Annotated in this window: 15 protein-coding genes; 8 read left to right on the top strand and 7 right to left on the bottom strand. The window is 72.2% G+C overall.

The features are described 5' to 3' along the window. Positions 1 to 128: 128 nt before the first annotated feature. A complete protein-coding gene (locus ACIPUC_RS06015; RefSeq protein ID WP_446586995.1) occupies positions 129 to 1,181 on the top strand; it encodes a WxL protein peptidoglycan domain-containing protein in 1,053 nt (350 codons plus the stop codon). Positions 1,182 to 1,260: 79 nt separating this feature from the next. Here ACIPUC_RS06015 and ACIPUC_RS06010 read toward each other — a convergent pair whose 3' ends face one another. From ACIPUC_RS06010 to iolC, 4 genes are read right to left on the bottom strand one after another with little or no spacing between them, the layout of a single operon-like run. Beyond that, complete coding sequence (locus ACIPUC_RS06010) at positions 1,261 to 2,760, bottom strand: CoA-acylating methylmalonate-semialdehyde dehydrogenase (protein WP_446586994.1); 1,500 nt, start codon at positions 2,758 to 2,760, stop codon at positions 1,261 to 1,263. Between the two features lie 13 nt (positions 2,761 to 2,773). After that, the gene (iolD, locus tag ACIPUC_RS06005; protein WP_446586993.1) at positions 2,774 to 4,642 is read right to left on the bottom strand and encodes a 3D-(3,5/4)-trihydroxycyclohexane-1,2-dione acylhydrolase (decyclizing); all 1,869 of its coding nucleotides are present in this window, start codon (positions 4,640 to 4,642) and stop codon (positions 2,774 to 2,776) included. Then, positions 4,639 to 5,535, bottom strand: coding sequence for a 5-deoxy-glucuronate isomerase (gene iolB / locus ACIPUC_RS06000; protein WP_446587625.1), 897 nt, complete (start codon positions 5,533 to 5,535; stop codon positions 4,639 to 4,641). Before iolB ends, iolD begins: the two co-directional genes overlap by 4 nt. Positions 5,536 to 5,542: 7 nt before the next feature. Then, entirely contained in the window at positions 5,543 to 6,502 is a 960-nt protein-coding gene (gene iolC, locus ACIPUC_RS05995; protein WP_446586992.1) for a 5-dehydro-2-deoxygluconokinase, read from the bottom strand. A gap of 68 nt (positions 6,503 to 6,570) precedes the next feature. Between iolC and ACIPUC_RS05990 the strand changes: the two genes are divergently transcribed. The 3 genes from ACIPUC_RS05990 (at position 6,571) to ACIPUC_RS05980 (ending at position 8,978) form a co-directional block, all read left to right on the top strand. Beyond that, on the top strand, positions 6,571 to 7,485 hold the full coding sequence (locus ACIPUC_RS05990; RefSeq protein ID WP_446586991.1) for a sugar phosphate isomerase/epimerase family protein: 915 nt from the start codon (positions 6,571 to 6,573) through the stop codon (positions 7,483 to 7,485). A 20-nt stretch (positions 7,486 to 7,505) separates the two neighbouring features. Beyond that, a complete protein-coding gene (locus ACIPUC_RS05985) occupies positions 7,506 to 8,516 on the top strand; it encodes a Gfo/Idh/MocA family protein (RefSeq protein ID WP_446586990.1) in 1,011 nt (336 codons plus the stop codon). 261 nt (positions 8,517 to 8,777) lie between these two features. Continuing rightward, positions 8,778 to 8,978, top strand: coding sequence for a helix-turn-helix transcriptional regulator (locus tag ACIPUC_RS05980; RefSeq protein WP_446586989.1), 201 nt, complete (start codon positions 8,778 to 8,780; stop codon positions 8,976 to 8,978). A 58-nt stretch (positions 8,979 to 9,036) separates the two neighbouring features. On the opposite strand, the gene ACIPUC_RS05975 is transcribed toward ACIPUC_RS05980, so the two are convergent. Continuing rightward, positions 9,037 to 11,268, bottom strand: coding sequence for an MMPL family transporter (locus tag ACIPUC_RS05975; RefSeq protein WP_446586988.1), 2,232 nt, complete (start codon positions 11,266 to 11,268; stop codon positions 9,037 to 9,039). A 131-nt stretch (positions 11,269 to 11,399) separates the two neighbouring features. On the opposite strand from ACIPUC_RS05975, the gene ACIPUC_RS05970 reads away from it, so the two are divergent. The 3 genes from ACIPUC_RS05970 (at position 11,400) to ACIPUC_RS05960 (ending at position 15,001) form a co-directional block, all read left to right on the top strand. Continuing rightward, complete coding sequence (locus ACIPUC_RS05970; RefSeq protein WP_446586987.1) at positions 11,400 to 12,062, top strand: TetR family transcriptional regulator; 663 nt, start codon at positions 11,400 to 11,402, stop codon at positions 12,060 to 12,062. Between the two features lie 319 nt (positions 12,063 to 12,381). Next, on the top strand, positions 12,382 to 12,615 hold the full coding sequence (locus ACIPUC_RS05965) for a heavy-metal-associated domain-containing protein (protein WP_446586986.1): 234 nt from the start codon (positions 12,382 to 12,384) through the stop codon (positions 12,613 to 12,615). Between the two features lie 94 nt (positions 12,616 to 12,709). Further along, the gene (locus ACIPUC_RS05960; RefSeq protein ID WP_446586985.1) at positions 12,710 to 15,001 is read left to right on the top strand and encodes a heavy metal translocating P-type ATPase; all 2,292 of its coding nucleotides are present in this window, start codon (positions 12,710 to 12,712) and stop codon (positions 14,999 to 15,001) included. A gap of 381 nt (positions 15,002 to 15,382) precedes the next feature. Here the strand turns inward: ACIPUC_RS05960 and ACIPUC_RS05955 are convergent, their stop codons facing one another. Then, entirely contained in the window at positions 15,383 to 16,672 is a 1,290-nt protein-coding gene (locus tag ACIPUC_RS05955) for a citrate synthase (protein WP_030029946.1), read from the bottom strand. Positions 16,673 to 16,854: 182 nt separating this feature from the next. Continuing rightward, complete coding sequence (recD2, locus tag ACIPUC_RS05950; protein ID WP_446586984.1) at positions 16,855 to 19,113, bottom strand: SF1B family DNA helicase RecD2; 2,259 nt, start codon at positions 19,111 to 19,113, stop codon at positions 16,855 to 16,857. Between the two features lie 340 nt (positions 19,114 to 19,453). On the opposite strand from recD2, the gene ACIPUC_RS05945 reads away from it, so the two are divergent. Beyond that, positions 19,454 to 19,795, top strand: a complete 342-nt coding sequence (locus tag ACIPUC_RS05945; protein WP_446586983.1) for a hypothetical protein — start codon at positions 19,454 to 19,456, stop codon at positions 19,793 to 19,795. The last annotated feature ends 34 nt before the right edge of the window (positions 19,796 to 19,829 follow it).

Genomic DNA, 19,829 nt, shown 5'->3' with positions numbered 1-19,829 from the left:
AGTTGTGGGTGGACACCTTCCCCTGGGCGTGCCCCGGCCGGGCGGGCCGGGGGGGGCCGGGGGGGGGGCGGCGCGCGGGCCCCCCACCACCCCTTCCCCCTTTCCGCGCCGACTGGAGAAGCCCGCCCATGCGCACCCGCACCCCCATCCGGATCCGCACCCGCACCGGCACCGCTCTGTACGGTCTGCTCGCCGGCCTGCTGCTGGGCGCGGGCCTGCTCCCGGCCACCACCGCGACGGCGGCGGACAACGGCACCTGGGGGGTCTTCCCCACGCCCGCCGCCGGTGCGGCGATGACCGACCGCGCGTACTTCTTCCACCAGGGCGCGGCCGGGACCACCGTCCAGGACAGCGCGACGATCCTGAACTCCTCCGACAAGGAGCTGACGTTCCGGGTCTTCGCCACCGACGCGGTGAACACCCCGGCGGGCGGCGCCTTCGCCCTGCTGCCGGTGGAGACCGAGCCGAAGGGCGTCGGCGCGTGGATCGGACTCCCGCCGGAGACGGCGACCACGGTGACCGTGCCGGCCAAGGGCCGCAAGGACGTCCCGTTCACGGTGAAGGTCCCGGCGGACGCGACGCCCGGCGACCACGTCGGCGGGATCGTGGCCCTGAACACCGCCGTGGAGGGCGTGCGGCAGGAGGGCAAGGTCCAGGTGGGGGTGAAGCGCTCGGTGGGCGCCCGGCTGTACTTCCGGGTGCCGGGACCGGTCACCCCGGGCCTGAGCGTGGAGGACGTACGGGTCGACCGCTCGGCGCCACTGCTGCCCTGGGTCAAGAGTGCCCGCGCCACGGTCTCGTACGCCCTGGTCAACCGGGGCAACGTGGTCGTCGAGCCGAAGGTGGCGCTCTCGGCCGAGGGCCTGTTCGGACGCGAGGTGCTCAGCCGCCCGGCCCGCGAGCTGAAGCTGGCCCTCCTGCCGGGCCAGCGGATCGAACTGAGCGAACCCTGGCCGGACGCCCCCCAGCTGGACCGGGTGACGCTCACCGTCACGGCCGGCGCCGCGGCCTACCCCGACCTCACCTCGCAGTCCTCGGCGGACTTCGTCGCCGTACCGTGGCCCGCCGCGGGCACGGCCCTGATCCTGACGGGCGCGGCCCTCACCTTCTGGGCCCTCCGCCGCCGCCGCGCGTCCGAAACCGACCCGGCCCCCATCCCGGACCCGGCCCCCATCCGCTGACCGCGGCCCCGCGGCGGCGGAAACCCCCGGCCGGTGAGGGTTGGCCGGGGGTTTCCGCGTTCTCGGGTGGTGGCGGGCGTCAGTGGTTGCGGGGGAAGCCCAGGTCCACGCCTGCCGGGGCGTCCGAGGGGTCCGGCCAGCGGGTCGTGACGACCTTGCCGCGCGTGTAGAAGTGGATGCCGTCGTTGCCGTAGATGTGGTGGTCGCCGAAGAGCGAGTCCTTCCAGCCGCCGAAGGAGTGGTAGCCCACCGGCACCGGGATCGGGACGTTGACGCCGACCATGCCCGCCTGGATCTCCAGCTGGAAGCGGCGGGCCGCGCCGCCGTCACGGGTGAAGATCGCGGTGCCGTTGCCGAACGGCGAGGCGTTGATGAGGGCCACGCCCTCCTCGTAGGTCTCCGTGCGCAGCACGCACAGCACCGGGCCGAAGATCTCGTCGCGGTAGGCGTCGGAGTCGGTCTTCACGTTGTCGAGCAGGGACAGGCCGATCCAGTGGCCGTTCTCCTTGCCCTCGACCGAGTAGCCGGTGCCGTCCAGGATCACGTCGGCGCCCTGGGCGGCCGCGCCCTTGACGTACGAGGCGACCTTGTCGCGGTGGGCGGCCGTGATCAGCGGGCCCATCTCGGAGGCCGGGTCGTTGCCGGGACCGATCTTGATCTTCTCGGCGCGCTCGCGGATCTTCTCGACGAGGGTGTCGGCGATGGAGCCGACGGCCACGACGGCGGAGATCGCCATGCAGCGTTCGCCGGCCGAGCCGTAGGCGGCGGAGACCGCGGCGTCGGCGGCCGCGTCCAGGTCGGCGTCCGGGAGCACCAGCATGTGGTTCTTGGCGCCGCCCAGCGCCTGGACGCGCTTGCCGTTGGCGGAGGCGGTGGTGTGGATGTGACGGGCGATCGGGGTCGAGCCCACGAAGGAGACGGCCGCGATGTCGGGGTGGGCCAGCAGGGCGTCCACCGCGACTTTGTCGCCGTGCACCACGTTGAGCACGCCCGCCGGCAGACCGGCCTCGCTCATCAGCTCGGCCAGCTTGTTGGAGGCGGAGGGGTCCTTCTCGCTCGGCTTGAGGATGAAGGTGTTTCCGCAGGCCACGGCCAGCGGGAACATCCACATCGGCACCATCGCCGGGAAGTTGAACGGGGTGATGCCCGCGACCACGCCCAGCGGCTGGCGGATCGAGGAGACGTCCACGCGGTTGGACACTGACGTCGACAGCTCGCCCTTGAGCTGCGTGGTGATCCCGCAGGCCAGCTCGACGATCTCCAGGCCGCGGGCGACCTCGCCCAGCGCGTCCGAGTGGACCTTGCCATGCTCGGCGGTGATCAGTTCGGCGATGGCGTCGCGGTGGGCGTCCAGCAGGGCGCGGTAGGCGAACAGCACCTTGGTACGGGCGGCCAGCGAGGACTGGCCCCAGGTCTCGAAGGCCTCCTTGGCGACCTGTACGGCCGCGTCGACCTCTTCGGCCGAGGCGAGCGCGACCTGCGTGGTGACCTCGCCGGTGGCCGGATCGGTGACCGGGCCGTAGTTGCCCGACGCGCCCTCGACGGTCTTGCCACCGATCCAGTGGTTGACGGTCTTCATTTGCCTTGCTCCTTCACAGATGGCGACGTCGCTGCGCGGCTTGCCGGTCGTACTCCTCGCGGGCCGCGGCCGCCGCCTTGCGGGTCGCGGTCTCGGCCACAGGAACATCCCACCACGCCTGTGCGGGGGGCGGGCCCGACACAGTGTCGGGCGTTCGGGTCTGTGTGTAGACACATGTGGGACGGTCTGCCGAGCGGGCCTCGGCGAGGGCTTCGCGCAGGTCACGTACGGTCCGGGCGCGGATCACGGCCATCCCGAGGGAGGCCGCGTTGGCCGCGAGGTCCACCGGGAGGGGCTCGCCCGTGTACGTGGTGTCGGGCCCCCGGAAGCGGTACGCCGTGCCGAAGCCCTCGCCGCCCACCGCCCCCGAGAGGCCGCCGATGGAGGCGTAGCCGTGGTTGTCGAGGATGACCATCCTGACCGGGATGCCCTCCTGGACGGCCGTGACGATCTCGGTCGGGTTCATCAGGTACGTGCCGTCGCCGACCAGCGCCCACACCGGGCGGCCGGGCGCGGCGAGCGCGACCCCGATCGCGGCCGGGATCTCGTAGCCCATGCAGGAGTAGCCGTACTCCACGTGGTACTGGTCCGCCGAGCGGGCCCGCCACAGCTTGTGGAGGTCGCCGGGGAGCGAGCCGGCCGCGTTGATCAGGATGTCGGTGTCGTCGACGAGGGCGTCCAGCAGCCCGAGGACCTGGGCCTGGGTGGGCGGCAGGTCCTCGTCGGGGGTGGCGAAGGCCAGGTCGACGCGGGCCTCCCAGTCCGTCTTCCGCTGCCCGTACGCCGCCTCGTACGCCGGATCCACCCGGTGGCCTGCGAGCGCCGCCCGGAGCTCGCCGAGCCCCTCGCGCGCGTCGGCGACCAAGGGCAGGGCGGCGAGCTTGTGGGCGTCGTACGGGTCGAGGTTGAGGCCGATGAACCGGACGGCCGGGTTCTGGAAGAGGGTCGCGGAGGCGGTGGTGAAGTCGGTCAGGCGGGTCCCGGCGGCAATGACGAGGTCGGCCTCCCGGGCCAGGTCGTCGGCGGTCGCCGTTCCCGTGTGCCCGATCCCGCCGACCTCGGCCGGATGGTCGTACGCGAGTACGCCCTTGCCCGCCTGGGTCGTGGCCACGGGGATCCCGGTGGCCTCGGCGAACTCCGCCAGGGCCGCCTGGGCCTCGCTGTGCCGGATCCCGCCCCCGGCGACGATCAGCGGACGCACGGCCGACCGTACGGCCCGGGCCGCCGCGGCCAGCTCGGCACGGTCGGGCCGGGGCCGGCGCACGCCCCACACCCGCTCGGCGAAGAACTCCTCGGGCCAGTCGTACGCCTCCGCCTGCACGTCCTGCGGCAGCGCCAGGGTGACGGCCCCGGTCTGGACGGGGTCGGTGAGGACGCGCATGGCCTGGAGGGCGGCCGGGATCAGGGCCTCGGGGCGGGTGACCCGGTCGAAGTGGCGGGAGACGGGCCGCAGGGCGTCGTTGACGGAGAGGTCCCCCGCGTACGGGACCTCCAGCTGCTGGAGGACGGGGTCGGCTGGCCGGGTGGCGAAGGTGTCGCCGGGGAGCAGGAGCACCGGGATCCGGTTGATGGTGGCGAGGGCGGCGCCGGTGACGAGGTTGGTGGCGCCCGGCCCGATGGAGGTGGTCACCGCGTGCGCGGAGAGCCGGCCGCTCTGGCGTGCGTACCCGACGGCGGCGTGCACCATGGCCTGCTCGTTGCGTCCCTGGAGGAAGGGCATGTTCCGGGGGCCGGTCTCCAGGAGGGCCTGGCCGATGCCCGCCACGTTCCCGTGCCCGAAGATCCCCCAGGTGGCCGCGATGAGCCGGTGGCGGCGGCCGTCGCGTTCGGTGTACTGGCGGGCGAGGAAGGCGACGAGGGCCTGCGCGACGGTGAGTTTCATCGGGGTGCCTCCGTCTGCCGGGCCGTCTGCTGGTAGGGCAGCCGGGGGTCGATGTCCTGCCCCGGCCAGGTGGCGCGGATCCAGCCGTGGTCGGGGTGGTCCCGGATCAGCCACTCGCGGGTGGCGCCCGGACCCGCCATCACGTTGAGGTAGTACATGTCGTGCCCGGGCGCGGCGATGGAGGGCCCGTGCCAGCCGTCCGGGATGAGCACGGCGTCGCCGGTCCGCACCTCGGCGAGGATGTCGGTCTTCCCGGCCGGGGAAGGCGTGACGCGCTGGTAGCCGAGCCCGGGGGTGCCCCCGTGCGCGGCGATCTCGAAGTAGTAGATCTCCTCGAGCCGGGACTCCTCGCCGGGGTGGTGCTCGTCGTGCTTGTGGGGCGGGTACGAGGACCAGTTCCCGCCGGGGGTGACTACCTCGACGGCGATGAGCCGGTCGCACGCGAAGGCGTCGGCGGCGGCGAAGTTGTTGACCTGCCGGGAGCACTGTCCGGCGCCGCGCAGCTCGACGGGGACGGCCTCGGCCGGTCCGTACCGGGCCGGCAGTACCGTGTCGCACCGTGCCCCTGCGAGGGCGAAGCGCCCGCCGTCGGCGGAGGTGATCTCCGCATGCCCGTCCCGGGGCAGGTAGGCGAAGTCGCTGGGCCCGTCGAACACCCCTGCCCGCCCCCGCAGTTCGAAGACTCGCGGTCCGCTGCCGGGCTCTGCCCGGTCGGCGGCATCGGCCACGTCCAGCCCCGCCGGCGCTTGAGGCGCGGGCTCCGGGGCCGAGCCCGGGCAGCGGACCCGGCAGCTCCCCGACAGCGGGAGCACGGTCCACTCCGCGTCACCGCACGCGTGCGCGTACACCTCCCCCGGCTCCAGCGCGAGGACGAGCAGCCTCGTCCATTCCATCCCCCACTCAGACACCACCGGCACGGCCGAGCACCTCCTCCACCTCATCGGCGAACGGCATCGCCGAAGCGCACGCCAGCCGCGAAGCCACGATCGCCCCGGCCGCGTTCGCGTACCGCACGACCCCCTCCAGGTCCCACCCGGCGAGCAGCCCGTGGCACAGCGCGCCCCCGAACGCGTCCCCGGCCCCGAGCCCGTTCACCACCTGCACGGGAACCGGCGGGACCTCCGCCACCGCCCCGTCGCGGTGGACCGCCAGCACGCCCTCCGGGCCCCGTTTGACCACCGCCAGTTCCACCCCGGCGGCGAGCAGCGCCCGCGCCGCCGCGTACGGCTCCGACTCGCCGGTGGCGACCGCGCACTCCTCGGCGTTGCCGACGGCCACCGTCGCCAGGGCCAGCGCCCGCTCGTAGTACGGCCCGGGCTTCTCGCGCCACAGCATCGGCCTCCAGTCCAGGTCGAAGACGGTGGTGCCGGACTTCGAGCGGGCCTCCAGGGCGGCCAGCGTGGCCGCGCGGCTCGGCTCCTCGCTCAGGCCGGTGCCCGTCATCCAGAACACCCGGGCCTGCCGGATCGCCTCCAGGTCCAGCTCCCCGGCCGCGATCTCCAGATCGGGGGCCTTGGGCAGCCGGTAGAAGTACAGCGGGAAGCGGTCGGGCGGGAAGATCTCGCAGAACGTGATCGGGGTGGGATGGTCGGCGACCTCGGCCACCCACCGGTCGTCGACCCCGAACCCCCGCAGCTCGGAACGCAGGTACGTGCCGAACGGGTCCGCGCCGGTACGGCTGATCAGCGCCACGCGCCGGCCCAGCCGGGCGGCCGCCACGGCCACGTTCGCCGGGGAGCCGCCCAGGAACTTGCCGAAGGTGTCCGCTTCCGCCAGTGGTACGCCGGTCGTCAGCGGGTAGAGATCCACCCCGATCCGCCCCATCGTGATCACGTCGAAGCCGAACCCGTCGCCGCTCACCGTCAGTCCTCCCGCTGGTCCCACGGTCTTCACCGTCCCTTCGAGCCTCGCACCCTAAGGTGGCCGCTATGACGTCCTCCCCGCCCGCGTTGACCCGAATCCGCGTCGGTTCGGCTCCGGACTCCTGGGGTGTCTGGTTTCCCGACGACCCCGCGCAGACCCCCTGGGAGCGGTTCCTCGACGAGGTCGCCGACGCCGGGTACGAGTGGATCGAACTCGGCCCCTACGGCTACCTGCCCACCGATCCCGCGCGACTCGCCGAGGAAACGGCCAAGCGCGGGCTGCGGGTCTCGGCCGGCACCGTCTTCACCGGACTCCATCACGGGCCCGCCGTGTGGGAGGACACCTGGGCGCACGTGTCGCGGATCGCGGCGCTCACCCAGGCCATGGGCGCGGCCCATCTCGTGGTCATCCCCTCCTTCTGGCGGGACGACAAGACCGGGGAGGTGCTGGAGGACCGGACCCTCACCGCCGCGCAATGGCGTGAACTGGCCTCCCAGACCGAGCGGCTGGGCCGGAAGGTGCAGGACCGGTACGGCCTGCGGATCGTGGTCCACCCCCATGCCGACACGCACATCGACACCCCGGACAACGTGGCGCGGTTCCTGGACGCCACCGACCCCGCCCTCGTCTCGCTCTGCCTGGACACCGGTCACTACGCGTACTGCGGGGGCGACAGCGTCCAGGCCGTCGAGACCTTCTCCGAGCGGATCGGCTACCTGCACCTGAAGCAGGTGGACCCGCGGATCCTCGCCGAAGTGGTCGCGGAGCAGCTGCCGTTCGGTCCGGCCGTGGGCCGCGGGGTGATGTGCGAACCGCCGTCGGGGGTGCCGGCGCTGGAGCCGGTACTGGCGGCGGCCCAGCGGCTCGGCGTGGACCTGTTCGCCATCGTGGAACAGGACATGTACCCCTGCGAGCCCGGCCGGCCGCTGCCCATCGCCCGCCGCACCCGCGCCTACCTGCGCTCCTGCGGCGCCCGCTGAACTCCCGGGAGGAACACGACATGAGCACGCTCGGCATCGCCGTCATCGGTACGGGGAAGATGGGCGCCGACCACGTCCGCCGGATCGGTCGGACGGTCGGCGGGGCCCGGGTGGTGGCGGTGGCCGACCCGGACGGTGACCGGGTCAAGGAGGTCGCGGCCGCCCTGGACGGCGCAGGCGCGCACACCGACCCGGCGGCCGCGATAGCGGCGCCCGGCGTGGAGGCCGTCCTGATCGCCTCGCCCGGGCCCGCCCACGAGGAGGCGATCGGGCTCGCGCTGGAGCGGGGGCTGCCCGTGCTGTGCGAGAAGCCGCTGACCCCCGATCCGGCGGGGGCGCTGCGCATCATGGAGGCCGAGCAGCGGCTGGGGCGGCGCCTGGTCCAGGTCGGGTTCATGCGCCGGTACGACGCCGAGTACGAGCGGCTGAAGGAGCTGCTGGACGCGGGCGGGATCGGGCGCCCGCTCTTCCTGCACTGCCGGCACCGCAACGCCGCCTCTCCGTCCTTCTTCACCAGCGACATGCTGATCAGCGACTCCGTCGTGCACGAGGTGGACGCGGCCCGCTGGCTGCTGGGGCAGGAGATCACGGCGGTGTCCGTGCTCTCCCCCACCCCCTCCTCGGCGGCTCCCGAGGGGCTGCGCGATCCCCGGCTGGTGCTGCTGGAGACCTCCGGCGGGGCCGTCGTGGACGTGGAGATCTTCGTCAACTGCGGTTTCGGCTACCAGGTGCAGTGCGAGGCGGTCGGCGAGTCCGGCAGCGCCCGGATCGGTGACGGTCACGCGATGGTGGTGCAGTCGGCGGGCCGGTGGGGCGGGGAGATCGACCAGGACTTCACGGTGCGCTTCGCCGACGCCTACGACCGGCAGCTGCGGCGCTGGGTGGCCGCGGCCGCGCGGGGCGGGGTGGCCGGGCCGGACGCGTGGGACGGCTACGCGGCCGCCGCCGTCTCGGTGGCGGGCCTCGCGGCCTCGCGCACCGGCGTGCGGACCCCGGTGACCCTGGTGGACCGGCCGCCCCTCTACCGCTGAGCCCGGCCACCCCCAAGCCCCGGCACCGCAGCGCCACTTGTGCGACTCGTGCACCCCTGTGCCGCCTCTGTCACAGAGGTCTCCTTCATGTCACGCATGTCCGCATCACGCGGGCTTTCCGTCACAGCCGTTCGACAGCCCCTCCCCTCCCCTCACTTCGCATCGTTCGCCGGGCACAACCCGAGTGATCGGCAGTGTCCACGCGCCGGCTCCCCCGACGGCCTCCCGGCCGGCCCCGCGGCGTGGACCAGGAGGTGCGTCATGAGCGACCGACAGCTGTGGTCGTACAAGGAGATCGCTGCCCATATCCGGGTGCAGCCCGACACGGTGCGCTCCTATCGAAAGCACGGCCTGCTCCCCACGCCCGACCACGTGGAGGGCGGCAAGCCCTACTGGTACGCCGACACGATCCGCATCTGGGTGGCCCGTCGCCCCGGCAACCGGGGGCGCCGCGAGGACTGACCCGTCCACGGTTGCCGGACGGGGCCGCAAGGCCCCGCCCCGCAGCGCGCCGCCCCGGCTATGCCGTCCCGACGGGCACCTTCTCCGGTTCCGGCTCGGCCGCCGGCGGCAGGGGCTCCCCTTCGCTCAGCCCGAACCTCTCGTGCAGCCTGCGCAGCGGGCGCGGCGCCCACCAGGTGGCCTTCCCGGTCAGCTTCATGACTGCCGGGACCAGGAGGCTGCGTACGACCATGGCGTCCATCAGGACCGCCAGCGCGATCCCGAGCCCCAGCATCTTGGTGTTGGTGACCCGCGACGTGCCGATGGCCACCATCACCACGGCCAGGATCACGGCCGCCGCGGTGATCAGCCCGCCGGTGCGGGCCAGTCCGGTCCGCACGGCCCCCTCGTGGTCCCCGGTCCGGTCGTACTCCTCCTTGATCCGGGATATGAGGAACACCCCGTAGTCCATGGAGAGTCCGAAGGCGATGCAGAACATCAGCACCGGCAGGGTGGTCTCGATGTCGCCGGTGGAGGTGAAGGCGAGCAGTCCGGAGAGGTTGCCCTCCTGGAAGACCCACACCACCGCCCCGAACATCGCGGTCAGGCTCAGTGCGTTGAGCAGGACCGCCTGGACCGGTATGAGCAGGCTCCCGGTGAGCAGGAACACCAGCAGCAGCGTGGCGAGCACCACCAGGGCCAGCGCCACGGGCAGTTTCCCGGCTATCGCCTCCTGGGCGTCGACGAGCACCGCCGCCTCTCCGGTCACGGAGGTCCGGAAGTCCGCTTCCACCGTCCGCACCTCACCGACCAGGTCCTGGGCCTGTTGCCCCACCGCCTCGCCCTCGGTGGTGACCGAGAAGTAGGCGTACCGCGAGGGGGCCGGGGAGCTCACCGGCCCGTCGACCCGGACCACCCCGGGCAGGAGTGCCAGCCGCTCCCGGTAGGCGGTGAGTTCGGCCGGTCCGGCCGCGTCCTCGGCGAGGACGGTGATCCCGCCGCCGGGGCTGCCCGGGAAGGAGTCCCGGATCTGCTGCTGGACCACATGCGACTCCGCGGTCTTCGGCAGCTGACGGTCGTCCACGGTGCCGAACTTGACGCCGAGGAAGGGGAGTCCGAGGAGCAGCAGGCCCGCCGTCGTGGCCGCCGCGAACACCGGGGCCCGGCGCATCACCAGAGCAGCCGCTCGCGCCCAGCCACGCCCCGGTTCCGCCGGGGCGGCAGCCGGGCGCCCGCGCCGCCACAGCCGCCGCAGGTCCAGGGAGTTGACCCGCTCGCCGAGCAGTACCAGGGCGGCCGGCAGCAGGATCAGCGCGGCCGCCGCGGCGAGCAGGACCACCGCGACCCCGGCGTAGGCGAAGGAGCGCAGGAAGTACATCGGGAAGAACAGCATCGCCGAGAGCGAGACCGCGACCGTCAGCGCCGAGAACAGCACGGTGCGCCCGGCGGTGCGCAGGGTGGCCCCGACGGCGGCCGCCGGGTCCCGCCCGGCGGCGAGTTCCTCACGGAACCTGCGGACGATGAACAGGGCGTAGTCGATGGCGAGCCCGAGTCCGAGCGCGGTGGTCAGGTTCTGGGCGAAGACGGAGACCTCGGTGAACTCGGTGAGGCCGCGCAGCACCGCGTTGGTGCCGAGGATGGCCACGATCCCGACGCCCAGGGGAAGCAGCGCGGCGACGGCGCTGCCGAAGACCAGGACGAGCAGGACGAGGGTGACCGGCAGGGCGATCATCTCTGCGCGCAGCAGGTCCTCCTGGATGGTGGCGGTCACCTCGCGCTGGACCGCGACCGGCCCGCCGAAGGAGACCCGCACCGGCCCGTGCTCGCCCCGGTAGCGCGGGGTGATCCGCTCCAGCACCTCGGTGGCGGTCTTCTCGTCGCCCAGGACCCGGGCCGCGATGAGGGCCTGCCGGCCGTCCTCGGAGCGCAGGGCGGGCAGCCGGGTGCGCCAGTACGAGCCCACGCCGACGACCCCCTGCTCGGCGGCGAGCTGAGCCGTCAGCCGCTCGGCCTCGGCCGCGACGGTGGGATCGTCCACCCCGGCGGCCCCAGGGCCGGAGTCGACGAGCAGCAGCAGGTTGGGCTGGGAGGCGGGGAACTCCCGCTCCAACGCCTTGGTGGCGTAGGTGGACCGGGCGCCCGGGTCCTCCCAGCCGCCGCTTCCCATCCGTTCGGCGGCGCCGCCGCCCGCGAAGACGGCCAGTGCCGTGACCACCAGGGCGAGCAGCAGCGAGAGCCGCGGGCGGGCCGTGACCCACCGGGTCCACCTGCCGCTCTCCCCGGACGACGGCGGATTCTTGACTTCGGACATGACTCGGTGTCCCCTTCACCGTGATTGCCAGGCCGAATAGACTGGCAAACACGAGCAGTCGCTCGCGTTTCCTCAGAATGCGAGCGACCTCTCGCATTTGTCAATCACCCACGGGAAGCAAGGGATTGGACATGCCGGGGACTCCCAGGGGCAAAACAACCGAAAGCGGTGAAACCGGCGCGCCGCGCCGCCGCCAGGCGCGGGGCGAGCGCCGGGTCGCCCAGCTGCTGGCCGCCGCCGCCGGGGTGTTCTGCCGTACCGGCTACGCCGCGGCCAGCACCAACGCCATCGCCCGCGAGGCCGGCGTGTCGCCGGGCACGCTCTACCAGTTCTTCCCGAACAAGGAGGCCATCGCGATCGAGCTCGGCGGCCAGCTGCTCAAGCGCGCCCACGAGACGCACGGCCAGGCCTTCCTGCCCGAGAACCTCGAGCTGCCCCTGCCCGAGCTGCTGGACGCCGTCCTGGACCCGGTCATCGCCTTCAACTGCGAGAACCCGGCCTTCTGGGCGCTCATGCACGGATCCGGCATCCCGGGCGCCGCCATGACCCAGGAACACGAGGAGCTGCACTCCGGCCTGCTCACCCGGGTCGAGGGCGTGCTGCACACCTTCTGCCCGCAGGCCGCGCCCGCCGATCTGACCCACACCTCGCACATGATCCTGGGCATCTTCAAGTCCTCGCTGGACCTGATCCTGGCCCACGAGGGCGCCGAACGGGCCGCGTACATCGCGGAGCTGAAGACCGTCCTGCTCCGCTACCTGGAGCCGATGGTCACCACGACCAGCTCCCCCTGACCCGCCCCGCGCGCCGCCCCCGCACAGGCCGGCCCGCCGAGCAGCCGCGCCATGGCAACGATCGGCCCGAACTCGCCGACCGACCCGTCGCCATCACCATCACCACGGAGCCGAACCGGCTCCGTAGGTCCCCTGCGTCCCGCGGCGCTGACCAAATGAGCCGTTTACATACAGTTCATCCTGCTCGGCCACCCCAAAAGAGCGGGCGCGCATACTCGCATTGATACCCCCTAGGGGTATAGTCTCGACGTGTCGGGAGGACGGTGGAGCGACTCGCCGTCTTCCGGCGACCGGACACGCCCTTGAAGAGGAGAACGACATGACCGCCGAGACGGACACCCAGACCACCACCGTCTACCGGGTGACCGGCATGACCTGCGGGCACTGCGAGGGCGCGGTGACCGCCGAGCTCTCCGCCCTGGCGGGCGTCAGCTCGGTCAAGGCCGTCGCCGCGACCGGCGAGGTCACCGTGACCTCGGCCGCCCCGCTCGCCGACGAGGACGTACGCGCCGCCGTGGACGAGGCGGGCTACGAGTTCACCGGCCGGATCTGAGCCGGGCCTCCCCCCTTCGGCAGTACCCCGCCGGGGTGTGCCGGCCAGCTGATACTGGTTCCGTACACCCCGGCCCTCCCCCTGGAGCCGGAACATGACCAGCACACTGCACGACGGACCCATAACCGCGGTCGAACTCTCGATCGGCGGAATGACCTGCGCCTCCTGCGCGGCCCGCATCGAGAAGAAGCTGAACCGGATGGACGGGGTCACCGCCACGGTGAACTACGCCACCGAGAAGGCGAAGGTCTCGTACGCGGGTGACGTCCAGGTCGCCGATCTCATCGCGACCGTCGTGAAGACCGGGTACACCGCCGAGGAACCCCCGCCGCCGGAGCCCGAACCGCAACCGGACCTCGACTCTCCGGAAGCAGCACACGCCCCGGCGGACGTACGGGATCCCGCACTGGCCGCGCTGCGCCAGCGGCTGCTCGTGTCCGCCGGCCTCGCCCTGCCCGTCGTCCTGCTCGCCATGGTCCCGGCCCTCCAGTTCGACAACTGGCAGTGGCTCTCGCTGACCCTCGCCGCGCCCGTCGTCGTCTGGGGCGCCCTCCCCTTCCACAAGGCCGCCTGGACCAACGCCCGGCACGGCGCCGCCACCATGGACACCCTGGTCTCGGTCGGCACCCTCGCCGCCTTCGCCTGGTCCCTGTGGGCCCTGTTCTTCGGCCACGCGGGCATGCCCGGCATGCGGCACGGCTTCGCCCTCTTCACGGTTCAGGGGGGCACGATCTCGCGCACGGACGGCTCCTCCGCCATCTACCTGGAGGTCGCGGCCGGAGTCGTCGGCTTCATCCTGCTCGGCCGCTACCTGGAGGCCCGCTCGAAGCGGAAGGCGGGTGCGGCCCTCAGGGCCCTGCTGGAACTGGGCGCCAAGGACGTCGCCGTACTGCGCGAGGGCCGGGAGGTCCGCGTGCCGGTCAGCGCGCTCGCGGCCGGCGACCGGTTCGTCGTCCGCCCCGGCGAGAAGATCGCCACCGACGGCACGGTCGTCGAGGGCAGCTCCGCCGTGGACGCCTCCATGCTCACCGGCGAGTCCGTCCCGGTCGAGGTCTCCGTCGGCGACTCCGTCACCGGCGCCACCGTCAACGCGTCGGGCCGCCTCGTCGTCGAGGCCACCCGGATCGGCGCCGACACCCAGCTCGCCCGGATGGCCCGGCTCGTCGAGGACGCGCAGAACGGCAAGGCCGAGGTCCAGCGCCTCGCCGACCGGATCTCCGCGGTCTTCGTGCCGGTGGTCCTGTTGCTCGCACTCGGCACCTGGGCCGCCTGGCTGCTGATCACCGACGACCCCACCGCCGCCTTCACGGCCGCCGTGGCCGTCCTGATCATCGCCTGCCCGTGCGCCCTGGGCCTGGCCACCCCGACCGCCCTCATGGTCGGCACCGGCCGGGGCGCGCAGCTCGGCATCCTGATCAAGGGTCCCGAGGTGCTGGAGTCCACCCGGCGCGTGGACACCGTCGTCCTGGACAAGACCGGAACCGTCACCACCGGCCGGATGACCCTGGCCGGCGTGCACGTCGCCGAAGGGGTCGACGAGAAGGAGCTCCTGCGCCTCGCGGGCTCCCTGGAGCACGCCTCGGAGCACCCGATCGCCCGGGCCATCGCCACGGGCGCCGCCGGGCGGGTGGGCGAACTGCCGGTTCCCGAGGGCTTCGAGAACCTCGCCGGGCTCGGCGTCCAGGGCGTCGTCGACGGACACGCCGTCCTGGTGGGCCGCGAACAGCTGCTGGCCGACTGGTCGATCGCACTGCCCGCCCCGCTCGCCCGGGCCAAGTCGGCCGCCGAGGCCGCGGGCAGCACCGCCGTCCTCGTGGCCTGGGACGGCGCGGCGCGCGGGGTGCTGACGGTGGCCGACGCCGTCAAGGAGAGCAGCGCCGAGGCGGTCGCCCTGCTGCGCGCCCTCGGGCTCACTCCGGTCCTGCTGACCGGCGACAACAAGGCCGTCGCCGAGACGGTGGCCCGCGAGGTCGGCATCGACGAGGTGATCGCCGAGGTGCTCCCGCAGGACAAGGTGGACGTCGTGCGCCGCCTGCAGGCCGAGGGCCGTACGGTCGCGATGGTCGGCGACGGGGTCAACGACGCGGCCGCGCTCGCCCAGGCCGACCTGGGCCTGGCCATGGGCACCGGGACGGACGCCGCCATCGAGGCGGGCGACCTGACCCTCGTACGGGGGGACCTGCGGGTGGCGGCGGACGCGATCCGGCTCTCCCGCCGGACCCTGGCCACCATCAAGGGCAACCTGTTCTGGGCCTTCGGCTACAACGTGGCGGCCCTGCCGCTGGCGGCCGCCGGCCTGCTCAACCCGATGATCGCGGGGGCTGCCATGGCCTTCTCTTCGGTCTTCGTGGTGACCAACAGCCTCCGGTTGCGATCCTTCCGCTGAGGGATCGCCTTCGCATCGCCCCCACATCTCCTTCACGGGAGACGCAGATCACAGTGATGCCAACGTAACCATCCGGGGTCGGCACGGGTCTAATGGGGCGGTGCCAGGAACGTCTTGGGGGACGTTCCGCGGAGGTCTTGGGGGACGTCCACGGGCACCGGCCGGCCGGGACGCGTTCCCGCGGGAGGCTTTGAGCGGCCCTCCCGACCCGAACGGGTCCCGGCAGACACCGACGCCCCGGCTCGGGTCCCGTGGGGGGAATCCGTACCGGGGAAAGGAAAGCGCCCCGACCGTCGACCCGTGGGGGGATCGACGGCGGGGCGCTTTTCGTATGCCTTGCGCGTTGCCCGGGGCTCGAGCCCCGGGCCGGCGGGCCTCGGGTCAGCGGGCCTCGACGGGCACGAAGTCGCGCAGGACCTCGCCCGTGTAGATCTGGCGCGGGCGGCCGATGCGGGAACCCGGCTCCTTGATCATCTCGTGCCACTGGGCGATCCAGCCGGGGAGCCGGCCGAGCGCGAAGAGCACGGTGAACATCTCGGTCGGGAAGCCCATCGCGCGGTAGATGAGACCCGTGTAGAAGTCCACGTTCGGGTAGAGGTTGCGCGAGACGAAGTACTCGTCGGCCAGCGCGTGCTCTTCCAGCTTGAGCGCGATGTCGAGCAGCTCGTCGCTCTTGCCGAGCGCCGAGAGGACGTCGTGCGCCGCCGCCTTGATGATCTTCGCCCGGGGGTCGAAGCTCTTGTAGACGCGGTGTCCGAAGCCCATGAGGCGGACGCCGTCTTCCTTGTTCTTCACCTTGCGGATGAAGGCGTCGACGTCGCCGCCGTCGTTCTTGATGCCCTCGAGCATCTCCAGAACGGACTGGTTGGCGCCACCGTGCAGCGGACCCCACAGGGCCGAGATGCCGGCGGAGATCGAGGCGAACATGTTCGCCTGCGAGGAGCCGACCAGGCGCACGGTGGAGGTCGAGCAGTTCTGCTCGTGGTCCGCGTGCAGGATCAGCAGCTTGTCGAGCGCCGAGACCACGACCGGGTCCAGGTCGTACTCCTGGGCCGGCACGGAGAACGTCATGCGCAGGAAGTTCTCGACGTAGCCGAGGTCGTTGCGCGGGTAGACCACCGGGTGGCCGACCGACTTCTTGTACGCGTAGGCCGCGATCGTCGGGAGCTTGGCCAGCAGCCGGATCGTCGAGAGGTTGCGCTGGGTCTCGTCGAAGGGGTTGTGGCTGTCCTGGTAGAACGTCGACAGCGCGCTGACCACGGAGGACAGCATCGCCATCGGGTGCGCGTCACGCGGGAAGCCGTCGTAGAAGCGCTTCACGTCCTCGTGGAGCAGCGTGTGCTGGGTGATCTCGTTGCGGAACGACGCGAGCTGGTCGACGGTCGGCAGCTCACCGTTGATCAGCAGGTACGCGACCTCGATGAAGGTCGAGCGCTCGGCCAACTGCTCGATCGGGTAGCCGCGGTAGCGCAGGATGCCCTGCTCACCGTCGAGGTAGGTAATCGCGGACTTGTAGGCCGCGGTGTTGCCGTAGCCGCTGTCCAGAGTGACGAGCCCGGTCTGGGCCCTCAGCTTCGAGATGTCGAAGCCCTGGTCACCGACGGTGCTCTCGACCACCGGGTAGGTGTATTCACCGTCCGCGTACCGGAGTACTACAGAGTTGTCGCTCACGTCATCCCTCACCGACGTAGTGCCTCTTCTTCGAGGTGCCCTGACTGCCTCTACCTTCCCCCATTTGGCGCAGGAGAGTGCACTCGGGGTCGGCCTTTGGTGCTTCTGACGGCACTCAGTGCCGCCAAGCTGCTCATCCTGCCCCCTCCGCACCGGCGGCGGAACCCCAAATGATCGATCATCTAGGTGATGTTTCCCACCGGTATCCGGCCGGACAGCCTGGGCGCGACCGCCGTGTACCTCCTGCCTGCGGAAACGGTACGCACCGCTTGACCGAGGGCCTTGCGGGACCCGACGAGGACGACGAGTTTCTTCGCCCTGGTCACCGCCGTGTAGAGAAGATTTCGCTGGAGCATCATCCAAGCCCCGGTGGTGACCGGGATCACGACCGCGGGGTATTCGCTCCCCTGGGAGCGGTGGATGGTGACGGCGTACGCGTGGGACAGCTCGTCGAGCTCCGAGAACTCGTAGCCGATCTCCTCGTCCTCCTCCGTCCGTACCGTCAGGCGCTGTTCGTCCAGGTCGAGGCCGGTGACCACGCCGACCGTGCCGTTGAAGACGCCGTTGGCGCCCTTCTCGTAGTTGTTCCGGATCTGGGTGACCTTGTCGCCCACCCGGAAGACCCGGCCGCCGAACCGCTTCTCGGGCAGGTTCGGCCGGGCCGGCGTCATGGCCTGCTGGAGCAGGCCGTTGAGGTTCCCGGCGCCGGCCGGGCCGCGGTGCATGGGCGCGAGCACCTGGACGTCCCGGCGCGGGTCGAGCCCGAATCTGGCCGGAATCCGCCGGGCAGCCACGTCCACCGCGAGCACGCCCGCCGCCTCGGTGTCCTCCTCGGGGAAGAGGAAGAAGTCCGGCAGTCCGTCGGTGATCGGCGGCAGGCCGGTGTTGATCCGGTGCGCGTTGCTGACCACGCCCGACTGCTGGGCCTGCCGGAAGATCCGGGTCAGCCGGACCGCGGGGACCGGGCCCCCCTCGGCCAGCAGGTCGCGCAGCACCTCCCCGGCGCCGACCGAGGGCAGCTGGTCCACGTCCCCGACCAGCAGCAGGTGGGCCCCCGGCGCCACGGCCTTGACCAGTTTGTTGGCCAGCAGCAGGTCCAGCATCGAGGCCTCGTCGACCACGACCAGGTCCGCGTCCAGCGGCCGTTCCCGGTCGTACGCCGCGTCCCCGCCGGGTTTGAGCTCGAGCAGCCGGTGCACCGTGGAGGCCTCGGCCCCGGTGAGCTCGGCCAGCCGCTTCGCCGCGCGGCCGGTGGGGGCGGCGAGCACCACCTTGGCCTTCTTGGCCCGGGCCAGCTCGACGACGGAGCGCACCGTGAAGGACTTCCCGCAGCCGGGCCCGCCGGTCATGACGGCCACCTTGCGGGTCAGGGCGAGCCGGACCGCGTCCCGCTGCTCGGGGGCGAGGGTGGCTCCGGTCCGCCCGGCGAGCCAGCCCAGCGCCTTGTCCCAGTCCACGTCCTGGAATCCCGGCAGCCGGTCCTCCTCGGCGTGCAGCAGCCGGCGTACCTGCCCGACCAGCGACAGCTCGGCGCGGTGGAAGGGCACCAGGTACACGGCGGTCAGCGGGTCCGGGCCGCCCTGCGGATCGGGCACCGGCTCCCGTACGACGCCCTCCGGGTCGGCGGCGAGCTCCGCCAGGCAGTCGATGACCAGTCCGGTGTCCACCTGGAGCAGCTTGACCCCGTCGGCGATGAGCCGGTCCTCGGGGAGGAAGCAGTGCCCCTGGTCGGTGGACTGGGAGAGGGCGTACTGGAGTCCGGCCTTGACCCGCTCGGGGCTGTCGTGCGGGATGCCGACGGCCTGGGCGATGCGGTCGGCGGTGAGGAAGCCGATGCCCCACACGTCGGCGGCGAGCCGGTAGGGCTGGTTCTTCACCACCGAGACGGAGGCATCTCCGTACTTCTTGTAGATGCGCACCGCGATGGAGGTGGAGACGCCGACGCCCTGGAGGAAGACCATGACCTCCTTGATGGCCTTCTGCTCCTCCCAGGCCGCGCCGATCAGCTTCGTCCGCTTGGGGCCGAGCCCCGGCACCTCGATCAGCCGCTTCGGCTCGTCCTCGATGACGTCGAGGGTGTCGGTGCCGAAGTGCTCCACGATCCGGTCGGCGATCTTCGGCCCGATGCCCTTGATCAGCCCGGAGCCGAGGTAGCGGCGGATGCCCTGGATGGTGGCGGGGAGCACGGTGGAGTAGTTCTCGACGGTGAACTGCTTGCCGTACTGGGGGTGGGATCCCCAGCGGCCCTCCATGCGCAGGGATTCGCCGGGCTGCGCGCCCAGCAGGGAGCCGACGACGGTGAGGAGGTCGCCGCTGCCCCGGCCGGTGTCGACGCGGGCGACCGTGTACCCGCTCTCCTCGTTGGCATAGGTGATGCGCTCGAGGACCCCCTCGACCACCGCCAGTTGCACGGCCTGCGCCTGCGCCCCGTTCGTTGCCATGACCCGAAGCTACCGCCCCCCGCCGACAGCGCGTCAGGGCTGTGGACGGCGCCCGGCACATCGGGCCCGGGACACCAGAAGGGGGTCCGGCCTCACGGCCGGACCCCCTCACGGTTACCCCTCCCTCGTCGGACTTCCCGATCCCCCCAGATCCCCTCCCGGAAGTGCCGACGCACCATACGACCCGCGATCCCCCCGAAGGGTTGCAGTGGGATGCGGAGTTTTATGTTTCCGTTACCCAACTCCCCTCCGAGATGCCGGTAAATCAGCACAGAAGTAGCGTTTCAGGCAGGAGAAGGCCGCCGCCGATGACGACGAGGTCCGGCAGGCCTTCGCGGAGGTGGCCGAGCCGCCGCTGCAGGGCGTCGCCGCGCTCGGCGGGGGCCTGCTGGGCGGCGGGCTGATGGCCGGGGTGCTCGCCAAGGTGAGCAAGCCCGTGGCCAACGCCGTCTCGAAGAAGACCGGCATCCCCGCCCCGGCCGTGAGCCGGGTCGTCGAGCTGCTGATCCCGGTGCTGCTGGCCGTGTTCGCCAAGCGCGCCGCCGCCGGCAGGGGCGCGGGAGCCGGAGCGGGCACCCCGGCGGCAGCGGGCACCCCGGCCTCCGGCGCGGCCCCGGCGGAGGGCGGCGGCTTCGACCTCGGCGACCTGCTGGGCCAGATCCTCGGCGGCGGCAAGAAGTAGCCCGTTCGAGGACCCCCGCGCACCCGGGGCACCT

It is taken from the genome of Streptomyces sp. LARHCF249, assembly GCF_052871255.1.
This window is presented reverse-complemented; position numbering and strand designations above follow the sequence as displayed.